This window comes from Fructilactobacillus sp. X2R1C1 (assembly GCF_059901435.1).
Genome location: NZ_JBWXUV010000002.1, coordinates 119158 through 139836, shown reverse-complemented (window position 1 = coordinate 139836; position 20679 = coordinate 119158). Strand labels below are relative to the sequence as shown.

The 20679-nt window shown below is 36.4% G+C and carries 22 protein-coding genes; 4 read left to right on the top strand and 18 right to left on the bottom strand.

All coding sequences use genetic code 11. From position 1 onward, the window contains the following. Positions 1–849 carry a fructosamine kinase family protein gene (locus AC6UDG_RS03670; protein ID WP_500693816.1) on the top strand — a complete coding sequence of 283 codons (849 nt, stop codon included), beginning with the start codon at positions 1–3 and terminating at the stop codon, positions 847–849. Here the strand turns inward: AC6UDG_RS03670 and AC6UDG_RS03665 are convergent. From AC6UDG_RS03665 to AC6UDG_RS03620, 10 genes are all read right to left on the bottom strand, one after another. Beyond that, a complete protein-coding gene (locus AC6UDG_RS03665; RefSeq protein WP_500706422.1) occupies positions 838–1470 on the bottom strand; it encodes an HAD-IA family hydrolase in 633 nt (210 codons plus the stop codon). The genes AC6UDG_RS03670 and AC6UDG_RS03665 overlap by 12 nt on opposite strands. Before the next feature lies 1 nt (position 1471). Continuing rightward, positions 1472–1927, bottom strand: a complete 456-nt coding sequence (gene dtd / locus AC6UDG_RS03660; RefSeq protein ID WP_500706420.1) for a D-aminoacyl-tRNA deacylase — start codon at positions 1925–1927, stop codon at positions 1472–1474. A 6-nt stretch (positions 1928–1933) separates the two neighbouring features. Next, positions 1934–4159 (bottom strand): RelA/SpoT family protein, encoded by a 2226-nt coding sequence (locus tag AC6UDG_RS03655; protein WP_500706419.1) that lies wholly within the window; start codon positions 4157–4159, stop codon positions 1934–1936. Between the two features lie 6 nt (positions 4160–4165). After that, on the bottom strand, positions 4166–4909 hold the full coding sequence (locus tag AC6UDG_RS03650) for an RsmE family RNA methyltransferase (RefSeq protein ID WP_500706418.1): 744 nt from the start codon (positions 4907–4909) through the stop codon (positions 4166–4168). After that, entirely contained in the window at positions 4910–5866 is a 957-nt protein-coding gene (prmA, locus tag AC6UDG_RS03645) for a 50S ribosomal protein L11 methyltransferase (protein WP_500706417.1), read from the bottom strand. 36 nt (positions 5867–5902) lie between these two features. Further along, complete coding sequence (locus AC6UDG_RS03640) at positions 5903–6226, bottom strand: hypothetical protein (protein WP_500695594.1); 324 nt, start codon at positions 6224–6226, stop codon at positions 5903–5905. A gap of 152 nt (positions 6227–6378) precedes the next feature. Further along, positions 6379–6765, bottom strand: coding sequence for a VOC family protein (locus AC6UDG_RS03635; RefSeq protein ID WP_500693823.1), 387 nt, complete (start codon positions 6763–6765; stop codon positions 6379–6381). A gap of 97 nt (positions 6766–6862) precedes the next feature. Continuing rightward, positions 6863–7225, bottom strand: a complete 363-nt coding sequence (locus tag AC6UDG_RS03630; RefSeq protein WP_500693824.1) for a hypothetical protein — start codon at positions 7223–7225, stop codon at positions 6863–6865. Positions 7226–7245: 20 nt separating this feature from the next. Continuing rightward, the gene (locus AC6UDG_RS03625) at positions 7246–7560 is read right to left on the bottom strand and encodes an acetyl-CoA carboxylase (RefSeq protein WP_500693825.1); all 315 of its coding nucleotides are present in this window, start codon (positions 7558–7560) and stop codon (positions 7246–7248) included. Then, entirely contained in the window at positions 7553–8851 is a 1299-nt protein-coding gene (locus AC6UDG_RS03620) for a Y-family DNA polymerase (RefSeq protein WP_500706416.1), read from the bottom strand. The genes AC6UDG_RS03625 and AC6UDG_RS03620 overlap by 8 nt, the downstream gene beginning before the upstream one ends. Positions 8852–8980: 129 nt before the next feature. On the opposite strand from AC6UDG_RS03620, the gene AC6UDG_RS03615 reads away from it, so the two are divergent. Both AC6UDG_RS03615 and AC6UDG_RS03610 read left to right on the top strand, forming a co-directional pair. Next, complete coding sequence (locus AC6UDG_RS03615; protein ID WP_500695590.1) at positions 8981–9430, top strand: sunset domain-containing protein; 450 nt, start codon at positions 8981–8983, stop codon at positions 9428–9430. Beyond that, positions 9427–10209, top strand: a complete 783-nt coding sequence (locus tag AC6UDG_RS03610) for a DNA/RNA non-specific endonuclease (RefSeq protein WP_500706414.1) — start codon at positions 9427–9429, stop codon at positions 10207–10209. Before AC6UDG_RS03615 ends, AC6UDG_RS03610 begins: the two co-directional genes overlap by 4 nt. Positions 10210–10253: 44 nt before the next feature. On the opposite strand, the gene pnuC is transcribed toward AC6UDG_RS03610, so the two are convergent. Then, positions 10254–11018: a nicotinamide riboside transporter PnuC gene (gene pnuC / locus AC6UDG_RS03605; RefSeq protein WP_500693829.1), complete on the bottom strand. Its 765-nt coding sequence runs from the start codon at positions 11016–11018 to the stop codon at positions 10254–10256. A gap of 294 nt (positions 11019–11312) precedes the next feature. On the opposite strand from pnuC, the gene AC6UDG_RS03600 reads away from it, so the two are divergent. Beyond that, positions 11313–11582: a hypothetical protein gene (locus tag AC6UDG_RS03600; RefSeq protein ID WP_500701126.1), complete on the top strand. Its 270-nt coding sequence runs from the start codon at positions 11313–11315 to the stop codon at positions 11580–11582. 812 nt (positions 11583–12394) lie between these two features. Here the strand turns inward: AC6UDG_RS03600 and AC6UDG_RS03595 are convergent. The 7 genes from AC6UDG_RS03595 to ribF form a co-directional block, all read right to left on the bottom strand. Next, on the bottom strand, positions 12395–12880 hold the full coding sequence (locus AC6UDG_RS03595; protein ID WP_500706413.1) for a GNAT family N-acetyltransferase: 486 nt from the start codon (positions 12878–12880) through the stop codon (positions 12395–12397). A gap of 29 nt (positions 12881–12909) precedes the next feature. Continuing rightward, complete coding sequence (lepA, locus tag AC6UDG_RS03590; protein WP_500706412.1) at positions 12910–14748, bottom strand: translation elongation factor 4; 1839 nt, start codon at positions 14746–14748, stop codon at positions 12910–12912. 126 nt (positions 14749–14874) lie between these two features. Beyond that, the gene (gene dnaJ, locus AC6UDG_RS03585; protein WP_500693833.1) at positions 14875–16020 is read right to left on the bottom strand and encodes a molecular chaperone DnaJ; all 1146 of its coding nucleotides are present in this window, start codon (positions 16018–16020) and stop codon (positions 14875–14877) included. Positions 16021–16117: 97 nt separating this feature from the next. After that, on the bottom strand, positions 16118–17977 hold the full coding sequence (gene dnaK, locus AC6UDG_RS03580) for a molecular chaperone DnaK (protein WP_500693834.1): 1860 nt from the start codon (positions 17975–17977) through the stop codon (positions 16118–16120). Between the two features lie 39 nt (positions 17978–18016). After that, entirely contained in the window at positions 18017–18598 is a 582-nt protein-coding gene (grpE, locus tag AC6UDG_RS03575) for a nucleotide exchange factor GrpE (protein ID WP_500706654.1), read from the bottom strand. Next, complete coding sequence (gene hrcA, locus AC6UDG_RS03570) at positions 18595–19638, bottom strand: heat-inducible transcriptional repressor HrcA (protein WP_500693835.1); 1044 nt, start codon at positions 19636–19638, stop codon at positions 18595–18597. Before hrcA ends, grpE begins: the two co-directional genes overlap by 4 nt. Before the next feature lie 90 nt (positions 19639–19728). Then, on the bottom strand, positions 19729–20679 hold the full coding sequence (gene ribF / locus AC6UDG_RS03565; RefSeq protein WP_500701131.1) for a riboflavin biosynthesis protein RibF: 951 nt from the start codon (positions 20677–20679) through the stop codon (positions 19729–19731).

The following is a 20679-nucleotide window of genomic DNA, read 5'->3' as shown; positions in this document are numbered from 1 at the left end:
ATGAAAAAATTAAATCAAGATTGGATTACTCAATTACCATTAAAGAACGTTGAATCGTTAACTCCGGTTTCAGGCGGAGACATCAATGACTCGTACCAAGTTAAAACTCCAGATAAAACTTACTTTATGAAGGTCCAGCCTAATCGTGGAAAAGTATTCTTTGATCATGAAGTTGAAGGAATTCACTTGTTATCGAAAGCGGCCAACGTACCAACGGTAGTAGCATCTGGTGAAATTGATGGTGACGGCTTTTTAATCCTAGACTGGATTGACGTTGGTTCTGGAAACCAATACGATCTTGGCAAAATGGTCGCAAACGTTCATAAAATTCATAACGATCAGTTTGGATTAGACCAAAACTTTGATGCTGGAAAAATACCAAAAAATAACACCTGGCAAGACACTTGGCAAAAATTCTACGTCGAACAACGAATTGATCCGTTGGTAAAAATAGCAAAAGAAAAAGGCCGCTGGAATGATTCCAGAGACCAACATTATCAAGTTATGAGACAACAAATTATTGACTACTACACAAAACATCCCAGTACCCCAAGCCTGCTCCACGGAGACCTCTGGTCTGGAAATGCTATTTTTACAGCTAATCATGAGCCGATGTTAATTGATCCAGACGTTTATTTCGGCGACCGTGAATACGACCTTGGTGTAACAACCGTCTTTGGTGGATTTAACCGCGATTTCTACCGCGGTTACAATGACACCTATCCAATTGAACCGGGTTTTGAAAACCGGGTCGGTTGGTACCGCTTCTATTACTCACTAATGCACGTTGTATTATTTGGGGAGACATTTGGACCCTTATTAGACGGCGTGCTAAGCTCATTTAATTAAACTTAACATATCGTTAAAATCATGAACTACGTAATCTGGGTCTCCTGATTCAGCAATTACGTAGTCAGGATCGAAAAGGATGGTTTTAATTCCTGCATTATGACCTGCATCAACATCCAAACGTCGATCACCAATCATAAAAGTATCAGATCGATCTAAATTCATCTTTTCAATTAAATAATTCAAAGACCCCGGATCAGGTTTCCTTTTAAAAGACTGTTTGCTGGTAACAAAACCAGTAAACAGTCTTTTTAAGTCAAAATGATCAAGTAGAGTTAATGCTTGGTCATCTCTATGAGTTAAAAGTCCGTTCTTTCCATCCGTTTTTAAAACTTTTAACAAAACAGATTGAACCCCTTTAAATGGCTTTGCTAACATAACTTCATCAACTTCAAACTTTTTATAGTCTTTTAGAAATTGATCTCGATTAAGATTAAATTCAGCGCAATATTTGGTCTCAGCTGAGCCCAATGAATGAACTCGCATATCTTCATAGATTGACTCAGGATCAAAGTTAACATCACTCACTCCATTCTCAGCTAACGCCTTACAAAACGAAGTCACCATGTACGGGTAAGTATTAAAAAGTGTTCCATCAAAATCCCAAACTGCATTTGTCATGTTAAATCTTTCCTTTTTTCTGATAATTCAAAATAAATGTGGCAGGACCATGGTTCTCTAAATCAACGTTCATATCGGCACCAAACACGCCAGTTTCAACTTTCAATCCGATCTCTCTGAGTGCGTCATTAAACTTTTCGTAAATGAGTTTAGCGTGCTCAGGATTACCAGCTCCAGTGAAAGTTGGGCGATTTCCCTTTTTGGTGTCAGCAAGTAATGTAAATTGCGAAACAGAAAGAATTGAGCCGTTAACTTGCTGGATGTTTAAATTCATCTTGCCATGCTCATCTTCAAAAATCCTTAGATGAGCAACCTTATGAACAAGATGATCAATTTCATCTTGTCCATCGGATTCTGTAACACCAACTAAGATCATATATCCGTTACCGATTTTCCCGTTTATTTTACCATCAATACTTACGCTTGCATGGTTAACTCGTTGAATCACTAATTTCAATCTTCCTCATCCTTCCGTTCGTTTAACTTCATAAACATCAGGAACAGCACTCACACTATCAATAATGCGATTTAGCTGTTGAATATTTCTTACGCCCACAGAGACTCGGATAGAAACAAGGTCCTCGTGAATGACCTTTCCTTCAACTGAATTCAAATTCTTAGTAGCAGAATTAACTCGTTTTAAGATATCGTTTAAAAGACCACTTCGGTTGTATCCCTGAATCTCTAAATCACTACTATAAGTAATGACATTATTATCAGTTTTACGCCAACTAAGATTAATAATTCGATTATTACCATTCTTTGCTTGAATTAAGTTAGGACAATTACTTCTATGAACTGAGATACCATTTCCCATTGTGATGTATCCTTCAATGTCATCTCCTGGAACCGGATCACAACAACGACTGATATGAACTAATAGGTTGTCAACGCCTTGAATCTTGATGTTATCTTCTGGTTTCTTTCCTTGTTCTGCGTCCTCACTCTCATGTGAGATGGTTTTATGACCTTCTAATACATCACGTTCGGCATCTTTTTGTCGTTTCTTCTCAATTTCATCTTTTTCTGGTTCTAGTAAACGATTAACAACTCCGTTAGGTTGAATATCACCAAACCCAATGGCTGCATATAAATTATCGATACTTGTATAATGCATTTCATTGATAACACGGGATAAATTATCATCAGTTAAAATGGTAGCCGGATCAAATCCAGAATCGACAATTTCTTTTTCAAGTATTTCTCTTCCAGAATTAATGTCATCATCGTGACTACTCCGTTTGAAAAATTGCTTAATCTTATGCTTAGCACGACGCGTTTTAACCATGCCCATCCAGTTTTTGCCAGGACCGTCGGAGCTACTGGAAGTGATAATATCAACAATATCTCCATTTTTAATTTCATAATCTAGGGGAACTAATTTACCATTAACTCGTGCCCCTGTGGTTGAATTACCAACATCTGTATGAATTGAGTAAGCCATATCAATCGGAATTGACCCCTTGGGTAATTCAATAACATCACCTGATGGAGTAAAGGCATAAACTCGGTCGCTAAATAAATCCCCTTGGACACTATCCATGAAATCAGAGGCGTCCTCTGACTCCTCTTGAATTTCAATGATCTTTTTAAAAAGATTGAGTTGAACATTGTTTTTATTACTTTCAACCTCGTCCTTTTTACCTTCTTTATAAGCCCAGTGAGCAGCAACACCATACTCAGCAATTCGATGCATTTCCTCAGTTCGAATTTGAATTTCAAGTGGTTTGCCTTCAGGACCAACAACTGTAGTATGCAACGATTGATACATATTAGGCTTGGGCATTGCAATGTAATCCTTAAACCGATCTGGGAACGGTTTCCATTCAGTGTGGATTGCACCTAAAACTGCATAACAATCCTTTACTGATTTCACAATCACCCGAACAGCCAGTAGATCATAGATTTCTTTAAAGTCTTTATGTTTGTCATGCATCTTCCGATAAATGGAGTAGATATGTTTAGGTCTTCCATATACCTCTCCTTTGATTCCCAGTCCTTTTATCGCTTGTTGCACCTTTTTTACAGCGTTATCAACATAGGCCACTCGCTCATTCCGCTTGGAATTCATCAAATCAACAATTTGATAGTAATCATCAGGCTTTAAGTAACGCAAAGAAAGATCTTCTAATTCCCACTTAATCGTTCCAATTCCGAGCCGATCGGCTAAAGGGGCATAGATATCTAAAGTTTCTTGAGCAATTCGCTTTTGCTTATCTGGGCGAAGAGCATCTAACGTTTCCATGTTATGCAATCGATCCGCTAATTTAACAATCATTACTCGAATGTCTTTGCACATTGCTAGTAATAGTTTCCGGTGATTTTCAGCAAGTTGTTCTTTACTCGATTTATACTTAATCTTACTAAGCTTTGAAACCCCATCAACGATTAATGAAACGTGTTTACCAAAAAGTTCAGTAACATCTTCAATCGTTGCACCGGTGTCTTCAACCACATCATGAAGAAAACCAGCCGTGATCGTTTCTGCATCCATATGAAGATCAGTTAAAATGCCTGCCACCTCAACAGGATGATTAATATAAGGCTGCCCAGAAGCACGTTCTTGCCCCTCATGAGCAATTTTGGCAAATTTATATGCTTTTTTTATCATTTGAACATCACTATCATCAAGATACTCAGAAGCATCACGAAAGATTTCTTGTGGTGTCCATTCTTTAATTTTCGACATTATATCCTACTCACCTTGTTTTAATTCTAATATAGTTGAAACGGCTGATAAAAAATATAAAGGCGCTGATTCAGTTCGCAAAATCCTCGGCCCCAATCCGACGGGAACAAAACCATCTTGCTTTAATTGTTCGATTTCTTTAAGTGAAATTCCACCTTCAGGTCCAAAAAAAGCGGTCAAGCTTTTGCCAGGCTTCATTTTCGACACACATTCATACAATTTACTGTTTTCACCCTGTTTAGCCGATTCCTCATAGGCCACAACTTTTTGATCACTACTAAGTTTTTTTACCGTAGTGATTGAATCGGTGTACTTCACCATTGGAATAACATTTCGGTGAGATTGTTCGGCAGCACTTTGAGCGATTTTTTGAAGTCTCTTAATCTTCTTAGGTGCCTTATTCCCCCATTTAGCAATTGACCACTCAGTAGGCACAAAAATAATCTCACTGACCCCCATTTCGGTTGCCTTTTGCGTGATGAGGTCGGCTTTGCTCGCCTTCGGGATTCCACAAATAATCGTTACTTTAACCGGAAGTTCAGTATTTTGACTAGTTACATCAACAATCTTAATTGTTGAGGACGTTTCATCAACTAATTCCCCAATATAAATAATATTTTGGCTAGAAACAAACTCCGCCTTGGTTCCAGCTTTTGCTCTCATAACCCCAACAAAATGATGTGTAACATCGTTTGGAAGTTTAACAATTTGACCCACTTTTAGTGGCTTATCTAAAAAGTAGTGTTGCAATTAATTAACCTCACTATCTTTCTTTGCAATTACTGATCGCCAATCATCCATACTTAAAACTTGATCAACCTTAAAATGATGTTTTTTTAGCGCGTCAATCACTAGCTCTAATTTATCGGCAATAATACCGGAAGTAATGAACACACCACCTTCATTTAAACATCGTTCTGCTTGCGGGATTAACGGAATGATAATCTCAGCTAAAATATTAGCTACCACAATATCTGCTTTTTCATCGATTCCATTTAACAAATTATTAACACTAACGTTGATTCCCTTCATCCCAGAATTTAATTCAATGTTTTTTTCAGCTGATTTAACGGCCACCTTATCGACATCATAAGCATTTATATTGCCAGCACCAAGTTTCCTCGCTGCAATACATAGCACTCCAGATCCAGTTCCAACGTCAAACACTCTTTCGTTTCCTTTAATAACAATCTCAAGTGCTTGCATGGCAAGTTTAGTAGTAGGATGGGTGCCGGTTCCAAATGCCATTCCAGGGTCTAATTTTACCATCAACTCGTCAGAGCTTTTGACATCATAGTCTTCCCAACTTGGGACAACGGTTAAAAATCGTGTCACCCGTTCTGGATGATAATACTTTTCCCAAGATGTCGCCCAATCCTCATCTTTTACATCATGAACATTTATCACATTTTTACCAGGATTCAAACCGAACCGCGTTAAATCAGCAACTTTTTCATGAATCTTTTTTACGGTCGCATCTACCTCAATATCATCCTGAAAATAAGCACTTACTTTAGCGTTAACTAGATCGTTATCAGCTTTAGAATCTCCCAATTCATACTGATCCCAATTAGATTCTCGTTTTAAAACTTCATAATCATTTCTATCATTAATCTGAACTCCATTTGCTCCAAAGTCCATTAAAATATTAGCGACCGCATCAACTGCTTCGTGACTGGTTTCAACTGAAATCTCGACTAAGTTCATTGTTACCCCTCATTCTTTTTATAAAAAAAGCACCCGTTAATTGGATGCATTATTTTTATTGTCCTCAATTTTTTTAAGCTTCTGCTCGTGTTGTTTCAAATGACCAGCCAAATACTTAAGCAATCCTCGTTCTGTCTTAAAAATCCGAGGATGCTTTTGTTTATGCAATCGAAGATCAATTTCCTTAATTCTTTGTCGCCCTGTCCATCCATGGCCATAACGAATAATGAGCCGATTATTTAAATTATCCTTACCGAAGCGAAATACATAGACGTTATCTGGAGTAATTAACGGTCTGATATATGTTTTTTTGTAATGATATCCTTGATCGCGCAAAAATCTTTTAGTTTGATCTAACATATTCATCCTCCTCTCATATTTTTAATAAAACTCGTTCTTAAAACCTTTAGTCTATATCATAATGGAGATATATTTAATTGGCAAGCATCTAACTTCCAGCAAACAAAAAGACGTGTATCGCCACGTCTTAATATAAACATTCAAACTATAAACTAAACAATTTGACAGAATTCAATTTTTTCGTGGTTAGGCCCATAAATGTTAAAGAAACGGATTCCCTTATCCCAGAATGGACGAGTATCAATTTCATCTTCCTGAACATCTAAGCCCATTTTCTTAGCTTCTTTAAACGCTGCGTCAGCATCAGTAGTGTTTAATGAGATATGGTTAATAGCGCCATCTTTATCAGCAACTGGATCGCCCTCCCATGTCTCAATCATTAAATTGCCATACTTCATAAAAGCACAACGATTTCCTTGATACATGAATTGACCAGCTTTATCAAAACCTAACTTCTTATAAAAATCAATCGTTTCATCTAAATCTTTTGCTGGAATACCAACATGTTGGATGCCGGTAAAGTAATTACTAAGTGCCATAATAATTCTCCTTATGATATATTTTTCACCATATGTGAAATCTCTAACAACTACATTGTAAGACATTAATGATAAATAATAAAGCCATCATCCTAGTTTATTTTATTAATTTAGCACTCACAATTTCATTCCATTTAAGAATTTGGTCTCCCACAATTACTAAGTTCTTATAATACCCTTTCATCCTACCGATAATTTGTTCCACTTTTAGTTCGTTTTTGTCATAATAAGCATACTGTAGTTCCACTCTCAGTCGACTGACAAACGATTTTTGCAGAATTTCATCAATTTTTGAGTGATCCATCTGATCATCTAATTTTCTGGTTTGCTCATTATCCTTTTCTTTCTTTATTTGATTTAGTTTACTGGTATGATCTGATAAAAAATAACCCTGCCATTTTTTAATCCCACGATCATGATAATCAAACTTAAAAAAATCATGTACAGCTTCTTCGTTCATAACGTTCTCCTAACTTTAAGTTAATCTTGAATTTTCTTCTGTGAATCAGGCCAAACCATGTCATCAAAATTACGATAATAAATGGTTAACAGGTTATATTCAGTTACATAGTTAACTACCTTTTCTAAAAGTTCCAAGTCGTAATCAGAAATAACATAGATTGGTTGCGATCGCTCCTGTTGATACTTCTTCTTAGAACTCAAAAACCAATCGTACTCTTTATCAAAAGTGTTATTAACAATCATCATCCAGTAGCGGGTCTTAGGAATTCGCAAAAATAGATGATTAATATGGGATAAAACTTGATTCCCAATAAAAATCACATCATTACTCATAAGAATTGCCTCCATTGTGTCCGCCAACCAAATTAGATCTTGAAATTGCGGTAGCACCGACACACAAACTATTGGCATTTAATAAAGCCGTGTTACCAAACCGTTTTCGAATTTGATCACCGGTTTTATTTAACACATTTTGTTTAATCATATTTTGATTATCCTTAAATAGGTTTAATTGTTCTCCAACCTTATTTGAGAGATGACTGTAGTCAACTCCAATATTTCGCACAACTTCACCGTGCCAGTTCCTTTCAAACAATTCAATTAAATAACGACCAAGGTCATGATCATCATCTGTTGGTTCAACTTTCATTGACTGAGAAAAACCATTGCTACCAATAAGCTGTTTTATTGAAAAAGAAAAGCCAACCCATAACGTCACACATCCGGCTTGCAGTCCATGATTACGAATTCGTGAAGCAACCTGACTCGCAATTTCTCTAATAACAACTTCAATCTCATCCCGCTTAACGTAATCACGTGGAAGTACCTGAGAATTACTGTAACTTTTTTCTTTAGCATGCAGGGGTTGTCTCAAGTTACTTCGATCAATTCCCCATGCAGTGGCAAATAGCTGTAATCCAATGACTCCCATTTTTTCTTTCAACAGATACGGGTTAGCATGCGCCAATTCATACATATTATTAATATGAAGTCGCTTTAGATGGACTTTTGTTCTTTTTCCAATTCCCCAAACATCCGTTAATCTATTGATATTCCAAATCTTATCAGGAACATCTTCGTAATGAATCTCACCAATCAGGTCGTAATCATGCTTTGCATAAACGTCTAACGCTAGCTTAGCTTGAACGGGATTGTCACCAATCCCAACCGTTGTATACAGTCCTAAACGGCTTCTGACCTCCTCTTGAATTTTAAGGGCCACTTCCCTCAAACTACTACCAAACAATCTCCAAGTATGAGTCATATCCAATAATGACTCGTCAATTGAGTATGGCAAAATGTCGTGTTCATCAGTAAATTCAGCAAAAATATCATTAATTTGTAGATTCTTTTTAATGTATAAGTTCATTCGTGGAGGAACAATCAACAACCTTTCATCATCAGGAAGATCACGCTGACGACTAACGTTGCTAATCCCAAATAACTTTTTTGCCATAGGAGAAGCGGCCAGTATTAATCCTCCATTTGTATTAGCTTGTTCCGACATAACCACCAAAATCGAACGAAGTGGATTAAGTCCACGTTTAACACTCTCACAACTTGCATAAAAAGACTTATTATCAATGAAAAAGTAAACACCATGAGGTTCATCATCATAATTCAAAATATCACCTGCCCGAACATCTGTTCGTATTAAATATTACTATCTTTCATTTGCTTTGTAAATATAATTTTTTGCTTTTATTTTTTATGATATTCTAATTATATTAAGTAGAAACGGAGCATAATAACCATGCATCGAATCAAGAAAGCAATAATATTAATCGGCTGTACCTCATTACTATTCACTACTCCGGCAGTAATTCTGTCTGCTTCAAAATCTAGTAGATCAGAATTAATTTCCCAGAAAAAAGCACTCATTGAACAGAATCAACAACTATCAAAACAAATCAATCATACGGAAAATGATCTAAACAGTAGATATGTATCGATTAATCCAGTCTCAAATGTCAAAACAAACGACTCCGATACCTTAAAAACAAAACCTACACCAAATCATCAAGATCAAAGTAATAGCAATGACATCAATACTTCAAACGCTCAGCGAATCGTTGGAAATAAAAATTCACACATTTATCATGTCCCTGGCCAAACGGGTTACAAAATTAACAGCCAAAACGTCATCTACTTTAATTCGGAGGCAGACGCACAAGCAGCTGGATATCGGAGGGCTAAACGATGAAAAAGTTCCTGCTATTTCCAATCATGGTATTATCCTTATTACTTGCTGGATGTTCACAACAAACCAATTCAAAAGAACATAAAAGCCCCCATGATAATGAAAGTACCCAGCAACTTGAAAAAAGCATTAATCAACTTCAAGGGCAAGTTGATACTAAAAGATCAAAGCTTAAAAAACTTCAATACCAATTGAAGCATGCAACAGATTTAAAATTAAGTGATTTAAATTACGACGGAAATCAAGAAGTAGAAGTTGATCATAATAATCCTAATTTTTCTACTGATGAATTGCATAATAAACGCCCCTGGTTACGATTTAGTAACCTTGATCATCTTAACCGAGCCACCGATGCTAACGGTATGTTAAACGTTAAAACAATGCCCACTAAGAAACGTGAACCACTTACCTTTAATCCCACTGGATGGCACCATAAACACACCAACAGTGGTTGGTTATATAACCGAAGTCATCTGATTGGTTACCAACTATGTGGTGAAAACAATAATCCCAAAAACTTAATAACTGGGACAAGAACGTTAAATTCCCCATTAATGCTTTATCATGAGGATGATATTGCTACTTATCTAAAAGAAAATCCAAATAACTACGTTAGATATCAGGTCACTCCGATTTATCGAAATAATGAATTACTTAGTCGTGGTGTCCAAATGAGAGCCCAATCAGTCGGAAGTAATCAAATTCACTTTAACGTGTACATTTTTAACGTCGAGCCAGGATACAATATTAATTATCAAACTGGATACAGTACCAAATCATAAAAAAGGACAGTGACCATCTAGTCACTGTCCTTTCAATTTAAATATTAATGATTGGTTGGTTTCGTATGGAACCATGCAATGTTTTTGTCAAAGAAGCTTAACAAGTCATTACATAAGTACAAAATGTAAGTTAAGAATAACGTCCAATTGGCACCACCCTGATATGCAGTAATGCCCCACAGAATAATCGAGAAAATCCCCTGGGCAAGCCAGAAATAATAAGTATCCCGAAACCTTAAAGTCGTAAGTAAAGCACCAGTAATTCCAATTGTGGCCGCAAAACTATCTACAAAAGGACGAGGGCTATCACTGTATCCATGCTCCCAGGCATATAAAGCTCCTAATACTACAACAAAGAAAAGAGCTGTCAACCCCCAATTCATAAACGTTTTTTTAAGGTTACCCTTAACAGTCAATTTCTTAATATGTTCATCAACATTAGTAGCCCAACTAGGAATTAACAAGACCGGAATATCCAAAAGTACAATGTATGTAGTTTGGAGAATAATATCATTGTAATTCTTAGCAGTGAATGCAACATAGATATAAATCAAAGCACTAATCAAACCAAAAATTCCATTTAATGGTTTCGTATTAGTAATTGAAATGGTAGTAGTAAATCCGAGCATCCCCGCTAACATCGTCATAATCGCAATAAACGAAAGTGGTTGTGTGACAGTTGATCCAGCAATGACTCCCAAACCAAATAGGAGCAACAAATAGCTTTTAAAGCTCCAACCTTTCATCTGATTGACATACCAATTAGGCTTTAATATGTCATAAGCCGCAATGTTGTTTTTCTCTGACATAAATAATCATCCCTTCGACAAATTTGAATTCACTTTTCATCATTACACACTTATAATCTCTAAACAAATTTGCTAACAACCCTAACTTTTATAAATTGGCCCAACATTGGTCCATAAAAAAATTTTTTTATTTTTATAGCTTCATTTTTTATTCGATCATAAGAGAGAAATTGATAAAAAAATTCAAAGTGTGACAAATTAAGATAAATGTATCATTTATAAAATATAAAAGATATTGTAAATGCAAACAAAAAATATGTATAATGAATAATGAAGTATAAAGGAGGAAATAACATGCTAGTAAATGTCCCATTTGCAATCAAAGCCGATGGAGTTCATGATCTTAGAAAAGTTACCGTAAAAATGCCATCTGGTGAAAAAGTAGAATTAGACGCCGTCACCCTTGACGATATTGATCGTGATCATGAACATCTTTTAACCATTACGAAAGACGTTAAACATGAATTGGGAGCTCCTGGTGAAAGTATTTCCTTTGATGAATTCGGTGAAAAGAACTCATTCCCATCAAATAATACGGTTGTGTTCATGGCAATTCCAAAATAAAAAGAAGTACTACCTAACAGATAGTACTTCTTTGGTAAATAAGCATCATAATTATGAGAATTCCCTGGTAAAATTTCGTAAAGTGTGATTAAATATAGAGTGTAGATTAGAGAGGTAATAAATTTCTGTCACATTCTCAACATTCACATCAGCTAAGGCTTTCCACTCCTACTGCTTATTAGTCTTAGACACGTGTGCTCTTTTATTTCATAGATCTTTACTTATTAGATTGTTACTTCTCATAACTATGCTACAGTTCTTGAACCTCTCTAATCGTAGAAAGCACTCTATTTGAGTGCTTTTTTTGTACATTCAAATCCCCTGGCGTGAATTCTTTAATCTTTACCTTACTTTTACAGTATATTATATTAGCTGTTACTAATCAAGTATATAAGTAAAAAATATCAAAATATACTCCTTATAAGAGAACACAAAGACTAATCATAAAGCAATTTTTATCTTATAAAAAATTTTTCTAAGAAATTTTTACAATTATATTGTTTCCCATATCACATATCTTAACACCCATGACAACGGGATTAATAGTGGCAATTCATAATTAAAAACAAAGAACCCCTTCGTTTGATAGTTGGAAAAGTTAGTCATATCACTTCATTAGTGTACTCAATCCAATTGTGTAATCCATAACATTAACTAATGATTTTCATAATCATAATACCGGCATTTCATGAAATTTATTAACAATTAACGGAAAGAATAATATCATTTAAACTAAAAAACCACTATTCTATAATAGTGGTTTTTAGTACTAAATAAAATAATAAATTTTAATTTTTAAAATATCATAATTATTATTTAAAAAGCGGTTCGTGGGCCATATTTACATGTTCAACATTTCCCTCCATGAAAACTTCTCCTTCTGGTCGAAAGCCAAATGAAGCATATAAATTTTCAACGTATTTTTGTGCCTCAATAATAATCTCTTTATGAGGATATTTTTCTTTAATAACCCTCATCACTCTCTGAACTAATTTTGTTCCCAAATGTTTCCCACGTTGTTCGGCAGAAACAGCAATTCTTCCAAAAGTTATATAGTAATCTTGTTTATATATTCGACCATAAGCAATAACGTGATTTTGATCGTTAAGCAAAAAAACATGCCATGCCTTCTTGTCATTATCATCAATATCCTGCAAAGTAATCTTTTGTTCTACTACAAACACCTCGCATCTCAGTTGATAAATATCAAATAATTCGTTCAAAGTTAATTGACCAAATGACTTTACCATCCACATATATTCACTTCCAATCATCAAATTTAACTTATTATAACCCATAATTGTTAGTATCAAAAAAGCGGCAACTACTATTTGTCGCTTTTTTGGTCTTCATCAGTTTGTAAGACAGCCATGAAGGCTTCTTGGGGAATATCAACCTTTCCAACCGCTTTCATCCGCTTTTTCCCACGTTTTTGCTTCTCAAGTAACTTCGCTCTTCGATCAGGGTCACCAGTATGAATTCTAGATGTCACATCTTTTCGATAAGCTTTAATATTAGTCCTAGCAATAATGGTAGCGCCAATTGCTGCTTGAATTGGAATTTCAAAATTTTGTCTTGGGATAATACTCTTGAGTTTTTTAACAATTTCACGACTTCGGCCAGCAGCAAACTGTTTATGGGAAATAAAACTTAAAGCATCGACCTTATCACCGTTCAATAGAATATCCACTTTAACTAGATCACTTTGTCGATACTCAGATAATTCATAGTCAAGTGATGCATAACCATGCGTACTTGATTTTAATTTGTCGAAAAAATTAAAAATAATTTCCGATAATGGCATTTGATAAATGACATTCACTCTGGCATCGTCTAGATACTCCATCGTGACAAAATGACCACGTCGATCTTGACACATTTCCATCACAGCACCAACATAATCGTTTGGCACCATGATACTAGCCTTAACAAATGGTTCCTTAATATCCTTAATTGCTGATACATCTGGCATTTCAGATGGATTTTCAACTTCAAGTGTACTTCCATCATTTAAATCCACATGATAAGTTACTGATGGAGCCGTAGTAATTAAATCCAGCCCAAACTCACGTTCCAGACGTTCCTGAACCACGTCCATGTGAAGTAATCCAAGGAACCCACAACGAAATCCAAAACCCAGTGCTTCAGACGATTCCGGCTCAAATTCAAGTGAAGCATCATTTAATTTAAGTTTTTCAAGTGCTTCCCTTAAATCACCAAACTTCGCATTATCAGTTGGATACAATCCAGCATAAACCATGGGAATCATTTCACGGTATCCTGGTAGAGCTTTATCAGTTGGATTGTTTGCGTCAGTAACTGTATCGCCAACTCGCGTTTTAGTGATATCTTTAATGCTGGCAGTAATGTATCCCACATCCCCAGCCATTAAGTACTTTCGTTGAAGTGGCTTCGGCGAGTTAACACCAACTTCTGTGACTTCATATTCACTTCCACTGTTCATCAAGCGAATTTGATCTCCAGGCTTTACGACTCCATCATACAAACGAACACTTAGTACTACGCCACGATAATCATCGTAAACTGAATCAAAAACCAACGCCTTAAGCGGACCCTCAATATTTCCCTTTGGAGCAGGAATCTTTTTAACAATTTCCTCTAATAAGTTCTCAACCCCGAGTCCAGTCTTGGCACTAATCTCAACCGCATCAGAGGTATCCAATCCAATCACATCTTCAATCTCTTTTTTAGTTTTCTCGGGCTCTGCTGAAGGCAAATCAATTTTATTAATGACAGGAATAATTTCAAGATCATCATCCAAAGCCAAATAAACGTTAGCTAAGGTTTGGGCTTGAACTCCTTGAGTGGCATCAACAACCAGTAAGGCACCCTCACAAGCAGCCAGACTTCTAGAAACTTCATAAGAAAAGTCTACGTGTCCGGGAGTATCAATCAAATGAAATACATAATCAATCCCATCCTTACCATGATAAGTTAACTCAACCGCATTTAACTTGATGGTAATTCCACGTTCCCGTTCCAAATCCATATTATCCAAAATTTGATCTTGCATGTCCCTTTTAGAAACAGTGTCAGTCAACTCCAAAATTCGGTCGGCTAAAGTTGACTTACCGTGATCAATATGAGCAACAATAGCAAAATTTCTCGTCCGACGTTGCTTTTCCTTCATTTTTTTATAATCCACGATATTTTCCTACTTTCATTATTAATTCATTATTAATTCGTCCAAGTCGTTACTATTATTATAACAACCCGATATATGTATAACAAACAAATAAAGGAGCGGTTATTAAACCGCTCCTTTATTTGTTTATTTAAAAGCATCTTTCATTTTATCAAAGAAATTCTTGCCTTCTTCAACATTAGTATCACCACTAGCTTCAGCTAAAGCTTGTAAAGCAACTTTTTGTTTAGAGTTAAGTTTTTTTGGCGTCTGAACCTTAACTTTTACCATTTCGTCACCATTACCATTTCCATGAAGTTTAGGCGCACCCTTTCCTCTTAAACGGAAGACCGTCCCAGTCTGGGTGCCTGCAGGAATTTTCAAGTCAACGTCACCATGAACGGTTTTAACTTTAATTTCTCCACCTAAACCAGCAGTGGCAAATGAAATTGGTTGATCAAAATAGATGGTAGATCCGTCTCTTCTAAAGTACTTGCTTTGAAGAACTCTAAAGATCACGTACAAGTCACCATAAGGACCGCCATTTTCACCGGCATCACCTTGACCCTGCATGTGCATTTGCTGTCCCTCTTCAACACCAGCAGGCACCGTAACTTCAAGAGAATGTTGTTTCTCAACTTTTCCAGTACCGCCGCAGGTTGGGCACTTCTCTTTAATTACTTTTCCAGTGCCGCCACAAACGGGACATGGTTCCTGGGTCTGCATCTGACCGAGCGGGGTATTAACCGTTTTAGTAACATAACCACTTCCATGACAGTTAGAACAAGTCTCTGGTTTAGTCCCGGGCTTAGCCCCAGTGCCATGGCAGGTCGGACAAGTTTCTTCACGATTATACTTAATGGTCTTTTTAGTCCCAAAAACAGCTTCATCAAATGTAAGTGTCATCTGATATTGCAAATCTCGTCCACGACGTGGTGCAGTTGGGTCAGCTTGACGACGTCTTCCGCCACCACCAAAAATATCATTGAAAATATCAGAAAAGTCACCAAATCCGGCACCTTGTCCGCCTGCACCAGCACCGGCTCCGCCACCAAAGCCTCCAAATCCTTGGGGACCATCAGCTGAACCATACTGGTCATAATTGGCTCGTTTCTTTTTGTCACCTAAAACTTCATATGCTTCGGTTATTTCCTTAAACTTTGCCTCTGCATCTGGAGCTTTATTAATATCTGGATGGTATTTTTTTGATAATTTTCGATAGGCATGCTTAATGTCATCTTCACTGGCGCTTTTGTCCACGCCTAATACTTTGTAATAATCTTTATTAGCCATTAGTTCGCCTCCAAGCTCAAATAATACAACAAAAAGCCAAAGCCCATCAAACTGACTTTAGCTTTTCATCAATTGTTAATAGCCTCAATTGCCACAATTATTTGTTGTCATCATCATGGACTTCATGGTAGTCACCATTAACAGTATTATCATCATTTCCATTAGATGATCCACCGTTAGCATTATTTCCACCTTGTTGTCCTTGATCAGCTTGGCCTTGGTTTTGTTGATACAATTTAACTGCTAATGCTTGAACCTTTTCGTTCAAAGCATCCTTTTTAGTCTTCATTGCATCAGTATCGCCATCTTCTTTAGCTTTTTTGAGTTCGTCTTCAGCATCCTGAGCGGCTTTAATCTCATCATCTGAAACTTTGCCTTTAACATCTTTCAATGTCTTATCAGTCTGGAAGATCAATTGGTCAACTTCATTATCTAGATCAACCTTGTTCTTCTTTTCCTTGTCGGCATCTTCATTTGCTTCGGCTTCTTTCATCATCTTATCGATTTCGTCGTCTGATAGACCATTGGAATCTTTGATGGTGATTTTTTGCTGTTTTCCAGTTCCCTTATCTTTAGCAGAAACATTTACAATTCCGTTTTTATCGATATCAAAGGTAACTTCGATTTGGGGAACACCTCTTGGTGCTGCAGGAATGTCAGTTAATTGGAAACGACCTAATGATTTATCATCAGCAGCCATTGGACGTTCACCTTGCAAAACATGAATGTCAACGGCCGTTTGATTATCAGCAGCAGTTGAGAAAGTCTGTGACTTGGAAGTTGGGATGGTTGTATTTCTATCGATTAACTTAGTGAATACACCACCCATCGTTTCAATACCAAGTGATAGTGGAGTAACATCAAGTAAAACAACGTCTTTAACGTCACCAGTAATTACTCCACCTTGAATAGCTGCACCTAAAGCAACAGCTTCATCGGGGTTGATTGAATGACTTGGTTCTTTACCAGTCCACTTTTGAACTTCCTCTTGAACAGCAGGAATTCTAGTTGAACCACCATTAAGAATTACTTGGTCAATATCACTAGCTGAAAGTCCAGCATCCTTCAAAGCATTGTCTAAAGGAGCTTTAGTCTTTTCAACTAAGTCAGAAGTTAATTCGTTAAACTTAGCACGTGTAAGCGTGGTTTGTAAATGAAGCGGACCATTTTCACCAGAAGAAATAAATGGAAGTGAGATTTCAGTTTGAGTTACACCTGACAAGTCTTTCTTAGCTTTTTCAGCAGCGTCTTTCAAACGTTGTAAAGCCATCTTATCCTTTGAAAGGTCAACCCCATTTTCCTTCTTGAAGTTATCGATTAACCAGTCCATGATTCTCTTATCAAAGTCATCCCCACCTAAGTGAGTATCACCATTAGTTGAAAGAACTTGGAAGACTCCGTCACCTAATTCAAGGACAGAAACATCAAAAGTACCTCCACCTAAATCATAAACCAAGATTTTTTCATCTTTATCTTTTTTGTCTAAACCATATGCAAGTGAAGCAGCAGTAGGTTCGTTAATAATTCTCTTAACATCAAGCCCAGCAATTTTACCAGCGTCTTTAGTAGCTTGACGTTGTGCATCATTAAAGTAAGCAGGAACGGTAATAACAGCTTCACTAACAGTGTCACCAATGTAATCTTCCGCATAGCCTTTAATGTATTGAAGAATCATAGCTGAAATTTGTTGTGGAGTATATTCTTTTCCGTTTGCCTTTACTTTGTAACCTTGCTCACCCATGTGACTCTTAATTGATACAACAGTATCTGGGTTAGTAATTTCTTGACGCTTAGCAACTTCACCAACTTGAATCTCACCATCTTTAAAAGCAACTACTGATGGGGTCGTTCTTGATCCCTCTGGGTTGGTAATGATTTTTGGTTCATTACCTTCCATAACGGCTGCAGCTGAATTAGTTGTTCCTAAATCAATTCCAATAACTTTATTACTTGCCATAACTTAAACCTTCTTTTTATATATTTAATAACTATTTAATTACTGTGCCACTACTACCATTGCTGGTCTTAAGACCCGATCAGCAATTTTATAACCGCTTTGAAGTACCGATACTACGGTTCCCTTTGGATGTTCATCACTTGGAGCAACCGTTTGAACAGCTTGATGAAAACTAGGATCAAATTCCACTCCATTAGCATTAATTTCCGAAATATCATTATCCTTCAGAGCTTTTTCAAGATGTTGTTGGACCATTTCGATCCCTTTCTTGAGTTGCTTGCCGTTTTCATCAGATACGTCAACGTCAAGAGCTCTTTTTAAATCATCCATCACAGGCACAACGTCTTTAGCAAGATCTTGTGCACCATACTTTGCTAAATCAGCACGCTCTTTTTTGTTTCGATTTTGAATGTTCTGAATCTCAGCTTCTGCTCGTAAGTAGTTGTCTTGAACTGTATCTAGTTGTTGATTTAGTTCATCAATCTTTTTTGCAGAATCATCTTTCTCGTCTGTTTTGACTTCTTGCTCTGACTTACTCGATTCATCAACATTTTCCGTTTTATCATCTAAATCTTTACTTTGCTTTTCCTTATCACTCGCCATTTTGAACCTCCTTTTTATTTATCATAATTATCATAGTATCCATTGATTCGTTTCTGAAGTTCATCTTTAAACGCATCAACTAGACCCAAAACCTTAGGATAAGACATTCTGGTAGGGCCAATTACAGCAATCCTACCAACACCATGAATCCCAACATCATAAGTTCCAGAGATAATACTATAATTTTTCAATAAATCATTTCGTAGCTCAGAACCAATCATAACTGAAATGGGTTTGGATTCATTATCTAAAATTTTTGCCATATTCGAGTTATTTCCAAACATTGAATAAAGTGGCTTAATATTTTTTAGATCGTTCTTATCATCCATTGTATCCAATAAATTCATTCTTCCACTAACAAAGAAATGGTCTTTAAGCGATTTATTAATGACGTATTCAAAGGCTCCAACAAAGTTTTCTGAAGAAGTTAAATAGTGTCTAATTTCGTCAGGAATTGTACTTTTAAGTGCCTCTAAAACTTCCGGAATTGTCTTACCAAAAAGCTTGTCATTAACTAAATTAGTTACTTGAAGTAACTTATCTTCGTCAATTTGGTGATTAGTTATAAAGGGCTGACTTTCAACTTGCCCATCATTCATCACCATAATTGCCATCACTTGGTGATCGGCTAACTTAATTAGTTGAAAATGTTGTAAAGTTTCGGTATTAGTCTGTTCTGGGCTTAAAGTCATCGCGGTATAATCGGTCAAACTGGACAAAATATCAGCAGATTGTTTAACAATATCATCAATTTGTTGAAATGTTCCTCCCAGAGCATTATGAATCAAACTCTTTTCTTCATTGCCAACTAGTACGGGATTAACCAAATTATCAATGTAATATCGATATCCTTCATTTGAAGGAACTCTTCCAGACGAAGTATGAACTTTTTGAATCAAATTTTGACCACTTAAAACCGCCATCTCATTACGAATGGTAGCCGAACTAACATTCATTGGAAGTTGATCAGCCAAGCGTTTTGATCCAATTGGAACACCATTGTTAGTATAGTCATCAACAATGTACTTTAGAATCATATCTTGTCTCTTTGTGAGCATTCTTACCACCTCTTTTAGCACTCTTTATTATCAAGTGCTAACGTACATTTATACCTTACCAAAGGTATTAAAGAACGTCAAGAAATAAGTTTACTGGTGAGAATTAATGTATTTCTTAAAATAAGATCGGGTGTTACTTTCATCAATTTTTAATTGATCAATCAACGGTTTCCGCCCCTGATATTTGACCTCGTCTCTCATTTTCGATAACCATCTAACTCTGACGTGATTACCATAGATATTTTGATCGAAATCCAAAATATTAATTTCTAAAGTAACTGGATTATCATTTCCAAACGTCTCATTTTTGCCAATTGATGCCATCGCTTTGTACCACGTACCATTAACTTCAAGTTGGACCACATACACCCCAAGTTTGGGCAACTGCTGTTTTGCCGAATACTCAACGTTAGCAGTGGGAAAGCCTAATTCACGACCACGAGCAAACCCATGAACAACCACTCCGTCATTTTCGAATTCATATCCCAAAAGATCGTTAACCGTCCGGATGTGTCCCTGTTCAAGATTTCGACGAATCCTAGTAGAACTAACCTTCTTGTCGTCCATTTCATCAGCGGCCACACTGACTACATCAAATCGCTCCCTGGCATATTGAGGGAGCTCCTTCATGCCCGCATTTTGTTCTCCATAAGTATGATCAAATCCTGCTATAACCGTATCAGCATTCAATCCAATCAAATAATTATCAACGAATTCTTGGGGATTTTGATTTTGAAAAGCAAAGTTGTAATTGATGACATAGACCACATCAACCCCCAGTTGCTCAAATAAATGTAATTTACGATTAAGCGGGGTTAAATAACGTTTTTCATTTCCATCCAACTTCTTGTACACTAACGACGGGTGATGATCATAAGTTAAAATTGCCAAAGGAAGTTTTTTTTGTTTAGCAATTTGTTTAGCTTGATTAATCACTTTTTGATGTCCCAGGTGAACTCCATCAAAAAACCCCATGGCAATGACTTGGGGACGATTTTTTTCGTTCTTATCAAGTGGGTATGATAAATAATTGACTTCCAT

Bases quoted from the DNA above. Each gene is read 5' to 3' on its own strand.
- AC6UDG_RS03670 (WP_500693816.1), top strand. From the start codon at position 1: ATGAAAAAATTAAATCAAGATTGGATTACTCAATTACCATTAAAGAAC.
- AC6UDG_RS03665 (WP_500706422.1), bottom strand. From the start codon at position 1,470: ATGACAAATGCAGTTTGGGATTTTGATGGAACACTTTTTAATACTTAC.
- AC6UDG_RS03655 (WP_500706419.1), bottom strand. From the start codon at position 4,159: ATGTCGAAAATTAAAGAATGGACACCACAAGAAATCTTTCGTGATGCT.
- prmA (WP_500706417.1), bottom strand. From the start codon at position 5,866: ATGAACTTAGTCGAGATTTCAGTTGAAACCAGTCACGAAGCAGTTGAT.
- AC6UDG_RS03640 (WP_500695594.1), bottom strand. From the start codon at position 6,226: ATGTTAGATCAAACTAAAAGATTTTTGCGCGATCAAGGATATCATTAC.
- AC6UDG_RS03635 (WP_500693823.1), bottom strand. From the start codon at position 6,765: ATGGCACTTAGTAATTACTTTACCGGCATCCAACATGTTGGTATTCCA.
- AC6UDG_RS03630 (WP_500693824.1), bottom strand. From the start codon at position 7,225: ATGAACGAAGAAGCTGTACATGATTTTTTTAAGTTTGATTATCATGAT.
- AC6UDG_RS03625 (WP_500693825.1), bottom strand. From the start codon at position 7,560: ATGAGTAATGATGTGATTTTTATTGGGAATCAAGTTTTATCCCATATT.
- AC6UDG_RS03615 (WP_500695590.1), top strand. From the start codon at position 8,981: ATGCATCGAATCAAGAAAGCAATAATATTAATCGGCTGTACCTCATTA.
- AC6UDG_RS03610 (WP_500706414.1), top strand. From the start codon at position 9,427: ATGAAAAAGTTCCTGCTATTTCCAATCATGGTATTATCCTTATTACTT.
- pnuC (WP_500693829.1), bottom strand. From the start codon at position 11,018: ATGTCAGAGAAAAACAACATTGCGGCTTATGACATATTAAAGCCTAAT.
- AC6UDG_RS03600 (WP_500701126.1), top strand. From the start codon at position 11,313: ATGCTAGTAAATGTCCCATTTGCAATCAAAGCCGATGGAGTTCATGAT.
- AC6UDG_RS03595 (WP_500706413.1), bottom strand. From the start codon at position 12,880: ATGGGTTATAATAAGTTAAATTTGATGATTGGAAGTGAATATATGTGG.
- dnaJ (WP_500693833.1), bottom strand. From the start codon at position 16,020: ATGGCTAATAAAGATTATTACAAAGTATTAGGCGTGGACAAAAGCGCC.
- dnaK (WP_500693834.1), bottom strand. From the start codon at position 17,977: ATGGCAAGTAATAAAGTTATTGGAATTGATTTAGGAACAACTAATTCA.
- hrcA (WP_500693835.1), bottom strand. From the start codon at position 19,638: ATGCTCACAAAGAGACAAGATATGATTCTAAAGTACATTGTTGATGAC.
- ribF (WP_500701131.1), bottom strand. From the start codon at position 20,679: ATGGAAGTCAATTATTTATCATACCCACTTGATAAGAACGAAAAAAAT.